This is a genomic window from Burkholderia sp. AcTa6-5, from assembly GCF_017815075.1.
Classification (GTDB): Bacteria; Pseudomonadota; Gammaproteobacteria; order Burkholderiales; family Burkholderiaceae; genus Burkholderia; species Burkholderia sola.
The window spans coordinates 1-11,850 of the sequence record NZ_JAGIQE010000018.1; the positions used below are offsets into that span (position 1 = coordinate 1).

Genomic DNA, 11,850 nt, shown 5'->3' on the forward strand with positions numbered 1-11,850 from the left:
CCGGTGGCGGCGGCCGTCGCGGTCGCGAACCTGAAGCTGCTGCGCGACGAGGGGATCGTCGAGCGCGTGAAGACCGATATCGGGCCGTATTTCCAGCGCCGGCTGCGCGACGCGCTGGGCGACCATCCGATCGTCGGCGAGATCGCGGGGAGCGGGTTGGTTGCTGGCGTTCAGCTTGCGCGCGATCGTGAGCGGCGCGAGCGGTTCGATGCGAGTGTCGATATCGGCACGATCTGCCGCGACTTCTGCTTCAACGGCAACCTGATCATGCGCGCGACCGGCGACCGGATGCTGCTGTCGCCGCCGCTCGTGATCCGCGAGGCGGAGGTAGACGAGATCGTCGACAAGGCGAAGCGCGCACTCGATGCGACGGCGGAGCGGGTGGGGGACATGCGGTAAGCACGGCACACCTGCGTGCGGAAGGCGCGGCGTCGAATGACGCGGCGCCCGTATCGGGGCGGACACGCGCGCCGCCAAAACGAAAAGGGCCTGCGTCGTGAGACGCAGGCCCTTGAATTCTTTGGTGGGCGCCGTCGCAGGTAAAAGGCGAATCGGGCTCGTTCTTTCGTAGCGCCAATGAACAAACTGCCGCTGGTCTAGTGAATTGCCTGTCAACGGTGACAGGTAGGCCGACGTGGCAGGTATGCGAAAATCATGCGCTTGATCCGGGGAGCTACCCATGCCGACATGCCCGAGCTTCTTTGAAGCCTTCCAGACGAACATGACCGCGCTGCATATGCCCGTTCCGACAACGCTTTTCGCGACGGTACAAACGTCGGTTGCGGCTGTCAGTACGATGATGGGGACGCTAAAGGCGCTTGGCCCCGACGCGACGGTGGGCGAAATGCTCGGTGCGACTACGCTAGTCGAAAAGGTCGGTGTTGTCGGCTCGATCCTTGGCAGCGCTTATCTGGGCGCGGTCATCGTAGCCTGATGGTCGCAACCGATTCGACATTGGCGTGCGGCGCAGGCAAGGGCAACGCGAACACGTCGCTTGCAGTCGCTCGATGGGGCACACGCTATGGGCTGGCGATTCATCCGCTCGTCATGGCGCAAATCCTGCAGCATCCGGAGGTTCTCGCGCCCGGCCCGCATAGCTATTTCGGGTTGAAGATGAACACGGCGATCCGAGGTGCGCGATGAAGTGGATTGCCGACCGCCTACTTCTCATCGGCACGGCGATAGTCTGTTTCGCCGTCGCTTGGGCCATCATCGCCGGAACCGGCGAATGGTTCCCCACCGTCATGATGCTGATCGCGTTCGCAACGCTATGGGGCGATAACGCCCGCCTGCGAAAGCTACTCGAACAAAACGGCATCGATCCGCGACGGCGCAAGCGTTAGTCCTGGGAACGTCGGCGGTGCGCCTTAGCGTGTCGGACAGATGCGGAGCCGGTCGAGATAAGACACCGATGCATCCCGGCTATAGCGGAGTGCGCCTGTGCCCGCGCGACCTTCAGATGTGAACGATACGGAAAGTTCTGTCCCGTCGAATTGCTTTCATAGCATTTCGATTGGTTCCGTATCGCCGGCGCCAGCCCCCGTCCAAACTAGGCGTCGGACACGGCCTTCAGCTGTACCCGTGCGGCAATGGGGCGTTCGACTGCCGGCAGAGATAGGCATTGTCCGAGTCGGGCGAGTGCAAGTAAGAAAAAAGGCCGGTCGCCTGGCAGAATACGAAAGTGGCATCGATGCGGTATTGCGAGCGAATACCGATTGCCCAAGCGGCGCGTTCACTGTTTGCCACATTTCCAACCCTTCGCGGCAGCCGGCAATCCGCTGCTGTTCACGATGCCGTGATGTGTGCCGGCTGTCGCAGGCGATAGCCGGCACCTGACCAAACGAGGTCAGCGAATTGGACCGAAATTTACGGTTGTGTCGTACATGCTGACCAAGCTTGCGATTCCGCCGCTGCCGCACACCTGTACGTGCACGAGGTAGCGCTTACCGACGCGGATGAGGCTGTTCGCGCGTTGTCGGTCGACGTTCGATAGGCGGCCGATGTTCGTTGGCACGGACCATTGGGTTCCGTTCTTGTCAGTGAATCGAAACGTTTCGAGAGTGCCGCCGCTCGGTGTGAACTGGATGCCCTCGACGGTGACGGGCCCGATGAATTGCGTGCAGTTGTCGCCGGGACGGTCGTAAACTTCGTCCATTTCTTCGAGTGCAGCGAGGCGCTCTACGGCCGCCGATTTACCCGTGAGATCCTTTGCTTGCCAGGTCGTGACGAGGCGTGCACGAGCGTTGACTGCTTGCGCGTCGGCGGGCGCCGAGAAGACTATCACCGCGCTCACGCACGCGGCGAATGCATAGCGTCGAGTTGGAATCACAGCGCCCCCGTTGCGTTGTCGTCGGTGAGCGCATTCTAGCCGTAACGTGTGCGGTGATCAGCACGTCATACATTTTACGATTCAAAGTTTCGTTTGCTGCATGGCGCGTGCAGATCACCTTGAAGTTTCAAGTGTGGCGGCTAACGGCCAACACTCCTTAGTCTGCCGACAGTTCGCCTAGGCAAAAGCCGTCGACTTCGCTGATGCGACCACGCCACCAGACGCCGCCATTACCAGGTATCGGATTGCCCGAATTAGAGAAGAACCGTGCCCCCTTTATGTGAATGTATTGTGGCGGAGGCAAGTCGTTCGGCTCGTCGTTTTCGTTTATGTAAATGCCGCCGTGGCTTGCGAATGACGCGCGTACGCCTTTGGTGTCGATCGTATCGGGAAGAGCGCTGGCGAACGCATCCGCGAAGCCCTCAAAATACTGCTTACCGCCTACGAGTTGCCCTGAAATCAACTGGCCACCGACGTTGAGTGTGATGCCGAAGGTGCCCTTAGTGCGATTCACAATGTTGACCAAGGACTGTAGAAACCAGTCGGTCGTAGCATGAGGCAACTGCTGCGGGCTGTTGATGTCGTTTTGTGTGTTTTCCGGAGATGTATCGGTCATGATGTGGTCTCTGTGGTTATGGAGTAGTGGCCATAAAGGCCAAAGTAATTGTAAAGCGCTGCTGTACAGGGCGTACAGCGTTGCTTAACCTTTGATTTTATTGCACTTTATTTCGAATTGGATCTATACTGAACCCGTCGACGCAAACAACGTCGGCCGGGTTTGACAGCCCGAATGCATGCGGCGGCAAACCGCTCGCAATGGCGGTTTTTCTTCGTCTGAGATTGTGCATCTTCTATGGGTGGCGCGAGTGGAGAGGCTTCGGCCTGCCGGGTTCCGTATGCCCCGGTCTGTCAACTCTGCTTGTCGCTGCCCACCCCGTTTGACAGCGGGGCGATGCGATCGCATACGGAGCCCATCATGACGTTCCACGTTTCCGAGAACGCTTTCCCTATCGGTAGTATTCCTGATCAAGTGTCGGTGTCGTCGCGCGACATCGCGGCCATCCACGCTCTGCAGGGAGAACTCCGTACGTGCATCTTTGCCCTTCGTGGTGCGCTCGAACAGAAGATCCGGCTTGATACCGTCCCGGGCGCTGAATGGTTTTGGCAGCGGGCCGAGGCAGCGACTGACGAGTTCGGCGTCGCGATCAACAAGGCTATGGGCTGGGACTGAACACGTGCGCGCCTCGCCGGAAAGGGCGGGGCACCGTGCCAGGTAATCGACATCGAAGGAGTGGACATGCCCTACGTATCGAAGACTTTCAAGGCAGGAACGGCCGTGGCGACCGGTCGCGACCTGGTGCTGTGCGAGGATTTGCTCGACCTGCTCGCGGATCGAATTGCGCGCCGCGTCGCCGCGCAGCTACGTGAGCGCGCCCCGACCCCGCCGGTGCGCACGCAAGGAGTGGCGACTGCCGGTGCGCCGCCGGCGGCTGCGCCTGCACTGCGACCCGACTCGTTGTATCGCGTGGCCTATGTGATGCAGCGGCTCGGCGTGTCGAAGGCGACTGTCTACAATCTGGCCCGCGCTGGCAAGCTCAAGCTCGTGAAGATTGGCGTGCGGTCCAGTGGGGTGACGGGGGAAAGCCTCATCGCGTTGATCACACGAAATGAGCGCGCCAAGGAGTAAAATTCGGGAAAGGCGTTTCCGTACATGTTCCGTACGAAAAGAAAAAGGGCCTAGGTCTGAAAACCTAGGCCCTTGATCTTTAAGGAATTCTTTGGTGGGCGGTACTGGGATCGAACCAGTGACCCCTGCCGTGTGAAGGCAGTGCTCTACCGCTGAGCTAACCGCCCAAAGAAGAATCAAATTATGTCAGAGCTTTTGGGGTTCGTAAAGCCCTTTCTGCAAATTTTTTCAAATAGCCGCAAGCACCGGTTCTCAGGCCGCATGCTCAGCCCGCGAGCGCGGGCAGCGCGTCGATCGATGCGCGCACGTAGCCGGCAAAGCGCAGCGCGACCGGTTCGGCGGTGCCGCTGCGTTTCAGCGCGAGCGTGCGCGATTCGAGCGACGCGTCCTTCAGCGGCACGAACGCGAGCCGGTCGCTTTTCGCCTGCTGCAGCACGCGCGGCACCAGCGCGATGCCCATCCCGAACTCGATCATCGACAGGATCGTCTGCCACAGCCGGGCCTCGTGGCGGATCACCGGGCTGAATCCCGCGTTCACGCACTGCGCGATGATCAGGTCGTGATAGTGCGGCGCGGCGTCGCGCGGAAACAGGATGAACGGTTCCGTCGCGAGCGCGGCGAGCGCGATCTGCCGGCGCCGCGCGAGCGGATGCGCGGCCGGCAGGCAGCACACGAACGGCTCCGCATAGACGGGCGCCGATTCGACGTCGGGCGGAAAGCGGCCCCAGTGCGCATAGCCGAGATCGATCTGGCCGCGCTGGATCGCCTGCACCTGCGTGTGCGTGTTCATCTCGCTCAGCACGACTTCGACGCCCGGATAGTCGGCCTCGAAGCGCCGCACCGCATCGGGCAGCCCGCGATACAGCATCGAGTGGACGAAGCCGATCCGCAGCCGGCCCGCGAGGCCCGATGCGGAGCGCACCGTCAGGCGCTCGGCTTCGGTCGCCTGCAGCAGCAGCCGGCGCGCTTCGCCGAGCAGCACCTCGCCCGCGTTGGTTAGCGCGACGGTCTTGTTGGTGCGCGAGAAGAGCTGCACGCCGAGCGCGTCCTCGAACTTGCGGATGTCGAAACTCAGCGCCGGCTGCGAGATGAACAGGCGCTTCGCCGCGCGCCCGAAATGCAGCTCCTCGGCGACCGCCACGAAGTAGCGCAACTGCCTCAGTTCCACGGTGTCTCCTCCCGGCGTCGGCATCGATAAGCGATATCTATCGTACCGGATAAATCCTGTATTGGACGCTTATCGACCGCACGCCTACGCTCTTCGGAAGGCTTGACGCAGGACCGGCCGGGCGTTGCGGCACGCGGCCCGGGCCCCTGCGCAGGCAATCCAGGAGACGCACGCATGAACGACACCGCTCGCACGCCGGACCCCGGCGCATCCAATATCCCCGACAGCCGGGGTCTCAATTTCTTCACCGTCGATCCTGATCTCGGCGCGTTGCTGAAGCTGCATCTCGGCGACGCGCACTATGCCGAACTCGAGCCGCGGCTGCGCGCGCTCGGCGCGCGCGTATCGGGCGAACTCGACGAATGGGCGTCGCGTGCGGACAAGCATCCGCCCGTGCTCGAGCATCGCAACCGGCGCGGCGAGGCCGTGCAGCGGATCGACAAGGATCCGGCGTACGTCGCGCTCGAACGTGTCGCGTATGCGGAACTCGGGCTCGCGTCGCTGAGCCATCAGCCCGACGCGGTGCCACCGCTCGTCAAGTACGCGCTGACGTTCCTGTTCGTGCAGGCGGAATTCGGATTGTGCTGCCCGGTCAGCATGACCGATTCGCTGACGCGCACGCTGCGCCGCTTCGGCGATCCCGAGCTCGTCGCGCGCTACCTGCCGAGGCTCGCGTCGCACGACTTCGACACGCTGTATCAGGGCGCGATGTTCATGACCGAGCAGGCGGCGGGCTCCGACGTCGGCCGGATCGCGACGCGCGCGACCCGCGAAACCGACGCGCACGGCGAGACCGTCTGGCGCCTGACCGGCGACAAGTGGTTCTGTTCGAACGCGGACGCCGATCTCGCGATGGTGCTCGCGCGGCCCGACGGCGCGCCGGACGGCATCAAGGGTCTCGCGCTGTTCCTGCTGCCGAAGACGCTGCCGGACGGCACGCGCAACCGCTACCGGATCGTGCGCCTGAAGGACAAGCTCGGCAGCCGTTCGATGGCGAGCGGCGAGATCGCGCTCGAAGGCGCGCAGGCCTACCTGATCGGCGAGATCGGCCGCGGCTTTCACCAGATGGCCGACATGATCAACATGTCGCGTCTGTCGAACGGCGTGCGCGCGGCCGGGCTGATGCGGCGCGCGCTGAACGAAGCGCTGCACGTCGCCGCGCATCGCGACGCGTTCGGCCGCAAGCTGATCGAGATGCCGCTGATGCAGCGCCAGCTGATGAAGATGCTGCTGCCGGCCGAGGCCGCGCGCGCGATGTTCATGCAGATCGCATTGCTGCTGCCGCACGCGGATGCGGGCGACGAGCAGGCGGCGCGCTGCGTGCGGATCCTGACACCGCTGATCAAGTTCCGCGCCTGCCGCGACGCGCGCCGCGTGACGGGCGACGCGATGGAAGTGCGCGGTGGCACCGGCTATATCGAGGAATGGAGCGACGCACGGCTCGTGCGCGACGCGCACCTCGGCTCGATCTGGGAAGGCACGAGCAACATCGTCGCGCTCGACGTCGCGCGCGCCGCGCAGCGCGAACATGCGCTCGACGCGCTGCGCACGTTCCTCGGCGATCGTCTGGGCGCGGCGCCGCTGCCCGACGCGAGCCGCACGGCGCTGCGGCGCATTCTGGCGCGGGCGTGCGACGCGCTCATGCGGGTCGTCGACAAAGGCGACGACGCGCGCGTGCGGCAGGCCGCGTCCGCGCTGTATTACGCGAGCGCGGCCGTGCTGATGGCCTGCGAGGGCGCGCGGCTCGCGCCGGATTTCAGGCGTCTCGCGCTCGCGCACCTGATCGTGCGGCACAAGCTGCTGCCGGTCGATCCGCTCGCGCCGGCATCGCTCGACGATGAATCGGCCGCGTCCGATGCGCTGCTGCGTGGCACGCCGGTGCCGCTCGACATGGCGCTCGACCTGCTGCCGGAGGTCGAACGATGAGCACGATGACGGCGACACAGGCGGCGACGCCGAACACCACGCGCGGCGCACTGGACGGCCTGAAGGTCGTCGACCTGAGCCGCGTGCTGGGCGGCCCGTACTGCACGCAGGCGCTCGCCGACCACGGCGCGACGGTGATCAAGATCGAGCCGCCCGACGGCGACGAGACGCGCGGCTGGGGGCCGCCGTTCCTCGGCGACACGGCCTGGTACTTCATGGGCGTGAACCGCAACAAGGAGGGGCTCGCGCTCGACCTGTCGCACGACGAAGGGCGCGCGATCCTGTGGCGCCTGCTCGAAGACGCCGACGTGCTCGTCGAGAACTTCAAGCCCGGGACGCTCGCGCGCTGGGGGATGGATTACGCACGCGACCTGCAGCCGCGCTTCCCGCGGCTGATCCATTGCGCGGTGACGGGCTTCGGCGACGACGGCCCGCTCGGCGGCCTGCCGGGCTACGACGCGGTGATCCAGGCGATGGCCGGGCTGATGAGCGTGAACGGCGAGCGCGACGGCGCCGCGACACGCATCGGCTTGCCGATCGTCGACATGGTCACGGGGCTGAACGCGCTCGCCGGCATCCTGCTGGCGCTCGCGGAGCGCGAAAAGAGCGGGCGTGGCCAGTCGATCGACGTGGCGCTGTACGACTGCGGCGTGTCGCTGCTGCATCCGCACTTGCCGAATTTCTTCGGGTCGGGCCGCGTGCCGGAACGCAGCGGCAACGCGCATCCGAACATCGCACCGTACGACAGCTACCGCACGGCGACCGTGCCGATTTTCCTCGCGGTGGGCAACGACCGGCAGTTCGCGCGGCTCGTCGCGCATCTCGGGGCGCCGGCGCTCGCCAGCGACCCGCGCTTCGTCGATAACCGCAGCCGCTGCGCGCACCGGCCGCAGTTGAAGGTCGAACTGGAAGCGCGGCTCGCCGCGCACGCGTGCGAGCCGCTCGCGCGCGACCTGATGGCGGCCGGCGTGCCATGCGGGCCGGTGCGCACGGTGGCCGACGTCGCGCGCGATCCCCATGCGCTGCACCGCGAGCTGTTCGTCGAGATCGGCGCGTATCGCGGCACTGCGTCGCCGGTGAAGCTGTCGCGCACGCCGGCCACCTACCGGTCGGCACCACCCGCGCTCGGCCGCGACACGCGCGCGGTGCTCGACCGTCTCGGCATCGATCGCGCGCTCCAGCAGCAACTGCTCCATGCCGGCGTGCTGAAGGTCGCGCCGGACGAGACGTGACGGGCGAGGGCCCCTGCAGATGAGAGTCGTCCCGAACCGACCGATCGCAACATCGACGGCAACCCCGGGGCAACGCAACGTAGCGCAATCCCGCCAGCCGGCGGCGCGACGCCGGCCGCCCGGCAACGCGCGCGACAGTCGCGCAGCCGAACAAACATGGAGACATCGATGAGCCGTCCGCAATCCCCGCCCGCCGCACAGCCGCGGCCCGGCCGCGCCGCCCTCGCGGCGTTCGTCGGCACCACGATCGAGTGGTACGACTTCTACATCTACGGCACGGCCGCCGCGCTCGTGTTCGGCAAGGTGTTCTTTTCGAGCACGATGGACCCCGGCGTCGCGACGCTGCTCGCGTTCGTCACGTTCTGGGCCGGCTTTGCCGCGCGGCCGCTCGGCGGGATCGTGTTCGGCCATCTCGGCGATCGCGTCGGCCGCAAGACCTCGCTCGTGATCACGCTGGTGATGATGGGGCTCGCGACGACCGGCATCGGCCTGCTGCCCGGCTATGCGTCGATCGGCGTATGGGCGCCCGCGGGCCTCGTCGTGCTGCGCGTGCTGCAGGGCATCGCGGTCGGCGGCGAGTGGGGCGGCGCGGTGCTGATCGCGAGCGAGAATGCGCCGAAGCATCGCAGCATCCTGTATGCGGCGTTCGCGCAGCAGGGCTCGCCCACCGGCAACCTGCTGGCCACGGCCGCGTTCTTCGCGCTGAGCGCGCTGCCGACGCCGTCGTTCCTGATGTGGGGCTGGCGCATTCCGTTCCTGCTGTCGGCGGTGCTCGTGATCATCGGGATGGTGATCCGGCTGCGGCTCGAGGAGTCGATCGACATGCAGCGCGTGCTCGCGCGCAAGCGCACGGTGAAGCTGCCGCTGCGCGACGTCGTGCGCGACCACTGGGTCGTCGTGCTGCTCGCGGCCGGCACGCTGCCGGTGATCAACGTCACGTATTTCCGCAGCACGTTCGCGCTGTCGTGGGCGACCAGGGAGCTCGGTTACGCGCAGGGCACGTTCCTCGGCATCCTGTCGATCTCGCTCGTCGTGCAATTCCTCATGCAGCCGGTCGGCGCGTGGTTCGTGTCGAAAGTCGACATGCGGCGCGCGATGTGCTGGATCCTGATTCCCGAGATCGTGCTGATGCCGGTGATGTTCCATGCGCTCGCGACGCGTTCGTACTGGGTCGCCGTCGCGGGCATGTGCATTTCGACGATTCCGTCGGCGATGTTCTACGGCGCGGTCGGCGGCGTGCTCGCGCGCGTGTTCCCGGCCAACATCCGCTATACGGGCCTGTCGCTTGCGTATCAGTTGAGCGCGCTGGTCGTCGGCGGCGGCACGCCGGTGCTCGCACAGGCGATCCTCAACGCGACCGGCAGCATCGTCGGCGTCGCGGTCGCGTCGGGGCTCTATGCGCTCGTGTCGCTCGCGTGCATGCTGGCGCTGCTCGATCGCACCGGGTATCGCGCCGACGAACTGTCGAGCGCCGAGCGCAGCGATGCGGCCGAGTGGGGCACCGAGAGTACGGGGGCGGGAAGCCTCGCAGGCGAAGCCGCGCAACCCGACGATCGCGGCACGTTGAAGCCGGCAGGTTGAGCGGGGCAGGCCGGTGCGATGCGGCGAGGTGGCGATTCGGCGATTCCGCGGCATCGGGCGCCCGGCGGGCCGCGCGTCGCGTTGCCTTCGCTGACGCCGGACCACGCATTCCCAAAAGCAAACGGCACCGTGCGATACACGGTGCCGTTTGCCTGGACATCGGCTTCACGTCGCGACGCCGCCGGTACGGCGCGGCCGTCGCGAGTCGCGTCGCTTTAGCCTTCCGTCGGCGGCACGTAGCCGGACGCCTGGTCCGCGCCGTCGCCGAAGAAGTACTTCTCCGTCTGCTTCATCAGGTACTGGCGTGCGCGCGGGTCGGCCATGTTCAGGCGGTTTTCGTTGATCAGCATCGTCTGCTGCTTGAGCCAGCCTTGCCACGCTTCCTTCGAGACGCTCTCGTAAATGCGCTTGCCGAGTTCGCCCGGCAGCGGCGGGAAATCGAGGCCTTCGGCTTCCTTGCCGAGCTTCGCGCATTGGATCATTCGAGCCATCGTGTACTTCTCCTGTAATCGGTCTGGGGGGAAGGGCAGTCGTGCCTGCGCTCAGAGCTGCTTCATCAGCACGAGCGACTTGCGCTGCCAGTTATAGAGTTTGCGGCGGTCTTCCGGCAGGTCGTCGACGCTGACCTTGACGAAACCGCGCTTGAGGAACCAGTGCTCGGTGCGCGTCGTGAGCACGAAGATGTGCGTGAGGCCGCGCGCGCGGGCACGCTGCTCGATGCGCTTGAGCAGACGTTCGCCGTCGCCCGAGCCTTGCGCTTCCGGCGCGACCGTCAGGCACGCCATCTCGCCGATCTTCTCCTGCTGGTACGGGTACAGCGCCGCGCAGCCGAACAGCACGCCATCGTGCTCGATCACCGAGAAGTGGTCGATGTCGCGTTCGATCTGGTGGCGGCCGCGCCGCACCAGCGTGCCGTCCGACTCGAGCGGCTCGATCAGCGACAGGATGCCGCCGACGTCGTCCGGCGTCGCCTCGCGCAGGCTCTCGAGGTTCTCGTACGAGATCATCGTGCCGACGCCGTCGTGCAGGAACAGTTCGAGCAGCATGCTGCCGTCGAGCGATTGCGGGATCAGGTGCGCGCGGGTCACGCCGCCGCGGCATGCACGGATCGAATGCTTGAGGAAGAATGCGTCGTCGCCCTGGATGTTGCCGGAATCGAGCAGCTCGGCCGCCGCGTCGAGCGACATTTCACGCACCAGCTCGCCTTCGTCGCCGACGATGCCGGGCCCTTCGGTCAGGAAGATGATCTTGTCGGCGCGCAGCGCGATCGCGGCCGCCGACGCGACGTCTTCCATCGACAGGTTGAACGCCTCGCCGGTCGGCGAGAAACCGAGCGGCGACAGCAGCACGAGCTTGCGGCTCGCGAGCGAATGACGGATCGATTCGGCGTCGATCTTGCGCACGATGCCCGTGTGCGCGAAATCGACCCCGTCGAGAATCCCCACCGGCCGCGCGGTCACGAAGTTGCCCGACACGACGCTGATGTGCGCGTGCGCCATCGGCGAGTTCGGCAGACCCTGGCTGATCGCGGCCTCGATGTCGAGGCGCACTTCGCCGGCCGCTTCCTTCGCCGATTCGAGCGCGCGCGCATCCGTGATGCGCAGCCCGTGCGAAAACTCGGATTCGACACCGTGCAGGCTCAACTGCTCCTCGACCTGCGGGCGGGAGCCGTGCACCAGCACGATCTGAATGCCCATCGCCTGCAGCAGCGCGATGTCGGACACGAGCGCATTCAGCAGCCCCTGCTGCACCACCTCGCCGCCGAACCCCACGACGAACGTGCTGTTGCGGAACTTGTGGATATAGGGCGCGACGGAGCGCATCCAGTCGACGAACTGCGCGTGGCTGGCGGCCGAATCGTCGGCGGCCGGCGGCGTCGCGGCGCCGGTCTGGGCGGGAGGGAGGTCGGTTTGGGAATTCATGGGCG

The 11,850-nt window shown here is 65.8% G+C and carries 13 protein-coding genes and 1 tRNA gene; 8 read left to right on the forward strand and 6 right to left on the reverse strand.

Annotated elements, in window-relative coordinates:
• From J8I33_RS22835 to J8I33_RS22845, 3 genes are all read left to right on the forward strand, one after another.
• Positions 1 to 399, forward strand: a 399-nt coding sequence (locus J8I33_RS22835) for an aminotransferase class III-fold pyridoxal phosphate-dependent enzyme (protein ID WP_209939117.1), incomplete at its 5' end; no start/stop codon positions are given.
• Positions 400 to 679: 280 nt separating this feature from the next.
• Entirely contained in the window at positions 680 to 934 is a 255-nt protein-coding gene (locus J8I33_RS34570) for a hypothetical protein (protein ID WP_245172336.1), read from the forward strand.
• A 205-nt stretch (positions 935 to 1,139) separates the two neighbouring features.
• Complete coding sequence (locus J8I33_RS22845; protein WP_124557644.1) at positions 1,140 to 1,343, forward strand: hypothetical protein; 204 nt, start codon at positions 1,140 to 1,142, stop codon at positions 1,341 to 1,343.
• 503 nt (positions 1,344 to 1,846) lie between these two features.
• Here the strand turns inward: J8I33_RS22845 and J8I33_RS22850 are convergent.
• Both J8I33_RS22850 and gvpU read right to left on the reverse strand, forming a co-directional pair.
• Entirely contained in the window at positions 1,847 to 2,293 is a 447-nt protein-coding gene (locus J8I33_RS22850; protein ID WP_209939118.1) for a hypothetical protein, read from the reverse strand.
• Positions 2,294 to 2,486: 193 nt separating this feature from the next.
• Positions 2,487 to 2,945, reverse strand: a complete 459-nt coding sequence (gene gvpU / locus J8I33_RS34575) for a gas vesicle accessory protein GvpU (protein WP_245172338.1) — start codon at positions 2,943 to 2,945, stop codon at positions 2,487 to 2,489.
• Between the two features lie 360 nt (positions 2,946 to 3,305).
• Here gvpU and J8I33_RS22860 point away from each other — a divergent pair, with 360 nt between their 5' ends.
• Together J8I33_RS22860 and J8I33_RS22865 are read left to right on the forward strand one after the other, a co-directional pair.
• A complete protein-coding gene (locus tag J8I33_RS22860; protein WP_209939119.1) occupies positions 3,306 to 3,560 on the forward strand; it encodes a hypothetical protein in 255 nt (84 codons plus the stop codon).
• A gap of 66 nt (positions 3,561 to 3,626) precedes the next feature.
• Entirely contained in the window at positions 3,627 to 4,016 is a 390-nt protein-coding gene (locus J8I33_RS22865; protein ID WP_209939120.1) for a helix-turn-helix domain-containing protein, read from the forward strand.
• 92 nt (positions 4,017 to 4,108) lie between these two features.
• Here J8I33_RS22865 and J8I33_RS22870 read toward each other — a convergent pair.
• Both J8I33_RS22870 and J8I33_RS22875 read right to left on the reverse strand, forming a co-directional pair.
• A tRNA-Val gene (locus tag J8I33_RS22870) sits at positions 4,109 to 4,183 on the reverse strand.
• Between the two features lie 98 nt (positions 4,184 to 4,281).
• Positions 4,282 to 5,184 (reverse strand): LysR family transcriptional regulator, encoded by a 903-nt coding sequence (locus tag J8I33_RS22875; RefSeq protein ID WP_209939121.1) that lies wholly within the window; start codon positions 5,182 to 5,184, stop codon positions 4,282 to 4,284.
• A 174-nt stretch (positions 5,185 to 5,358) separates the two neighbouring features.
• Between J8I33_RS22875 and J8I33_RS22880 the strand changes: the two genes are divergently transcribed.
• The 3 genes from J8I33_RS22880 to J8I33_RS22890 all read left to right on the forward strand — a co-directional run bounded on the left by J8I33_RS22880 (position 5,359) and on the right by J8I33_RS22890 (position 9,923).
• The gene (locus tag J8I33_RS22880; protein WP_209939122.1) at positions 5,359 to 7,110 is read left to right on the forward strand and encodes an acyl-CoA dehydrogenase family protein; all 1,752 of its coding nucleotides are present in this window, start codon (positions 5,359 to 5,361) and stop codon (positions 7,108 to 7,110) included.
• Positions 7,111 to 7,115: 5 nt separating this feature from the next.
• Positions 7,116 to 8,342 (forward strand): CoA transferase, encoded by a 1,227-nt coding sequence (locus J8I33_RS22885; RefSeq protein WP_124557657.1) that lies wholly within the window; start codon positions 7,116 to 7,118, stop codon positions 8,340 to 8,342.
• A gap of 168 nt (positions 8,343 to 8,510) precedes the next feature.
• Positions 8,511 to 9,923, forward strand: a complete 1,413-nt coding sequence (locus J8I33_RS22890; RefSeq protein WP_209939123.1) for an MFS transporter — start codon at positions 8,511 to 8,513, stop codon at positions 9,921 to 9,923.
• Between the two features lie 215 nt (positions 9,924 to 10,138).
• Here J8I33_RS22890 and J8I33_RS22895 read toward each other — a convergent pair whose 3' ends face one another.
• Together J8I33_RS22895 and argA are read right to left on the reverse strand one after the other, a co-directional pair.
• On the reverse strand, positions 10,139 to 10,414 hold the full coding sequence (locus J8I33_RS22895; RefSeq protein WP_006478357.1) for an oxidative damage protection protein: 276 nt from the start codon (positions 10,412 to 10,414) through the stop codon (positions 10,139 to 10,141).
• A 51-nt stretch (positions 10,415 to 10,465) separates the two neighbouring features.
• Positions 10,466 to 11,845: an amino-acid N-acetyltransferase gene (gene argA / locus J8I33_RS22900; RefSeq protein WP_050013028.1), complete on the reverse strand. Its 1,380-nt coding sequence runs from the start codon at positions 11,843 to 11,845 to the stop codon at positions 10,466 to 10,468.
• Positions 11,846 to 11,850 lie beyond the last annotated feature (5 nt).

Excerpts from the sequence above, each read along its gene's own strand:
- J8I33_RS22865 (WP_209939120.1), top strand. The coding sequence starts at position 3,627 with ATGCCCTACGTATCGAAGACTTTCAAGGCAGGAACGGCCGTGGCGACC.
- J8I33_RS22895 (WP_006478357.1), bottom strand. The coding sequence starts at position 10,414 with ATGGCTCGAATGATCCAATGCGCGAAGCTCGGCAAGGAAGCCGAAGGC.
- J8I33_RS34570 (WP_245172336.1), top strand. The coding sequence starts at position 680 with ATGCCGACATGCCCGAGCTTCTTTGAAGCCTTCCAGACGAACATGACC.
- J8I33_RS22890 (WP_209939123.1), top strand. The coding sequence starts at position 8,511 with ATGAGCCGTCCGCAATCCCCGCCCGCCGCACAGCCGCGGCCCGGCCGC.
- gvpU (WP_245172338.1), bottom strand. The coding sequence starts at position 2,945 with ATGACCGATACATCTCCGGAAAACACACAAAACGACATCAACAGCCCG.
- J8I33_RS22880 (WP_209939122.1), top strand. The coding sequence starts at position 5,359 with ATGAACGACACCGCTCGCACGCCGGACCCCGGCGCATCCAATATCCCC.
- J8I33_RS22860 (WP_209939119.1), top strand. The coding sequence starts at position 3,306 with ATGACGTTCCACGTTTCCGAGAACGCTTTCCCTATCGGTAGTATTCCT.
- argA (WP_050013028.1), bottom strand. The coding sequence starts at position 11,845 with ATGAATTCCCAAACCGACCTCCCTCCCGCCCAGACCGGCGCCGCGACG.
- J8I33_RS22885 (WP_124557657.1), top strand. The coding sequence starts at position 7,116 with ATGACGGCGACACAGGCGGCGACGCCGAACACCACGCGCGGCGCACTG.
- J8I33_RS22845 (WP_124557644.1), top strand. The coding sequence starts at position 1,140 with ATGAAGTGGATTGCCGACCGCCTACTTCTCATCGGCACGGCGATAGTC.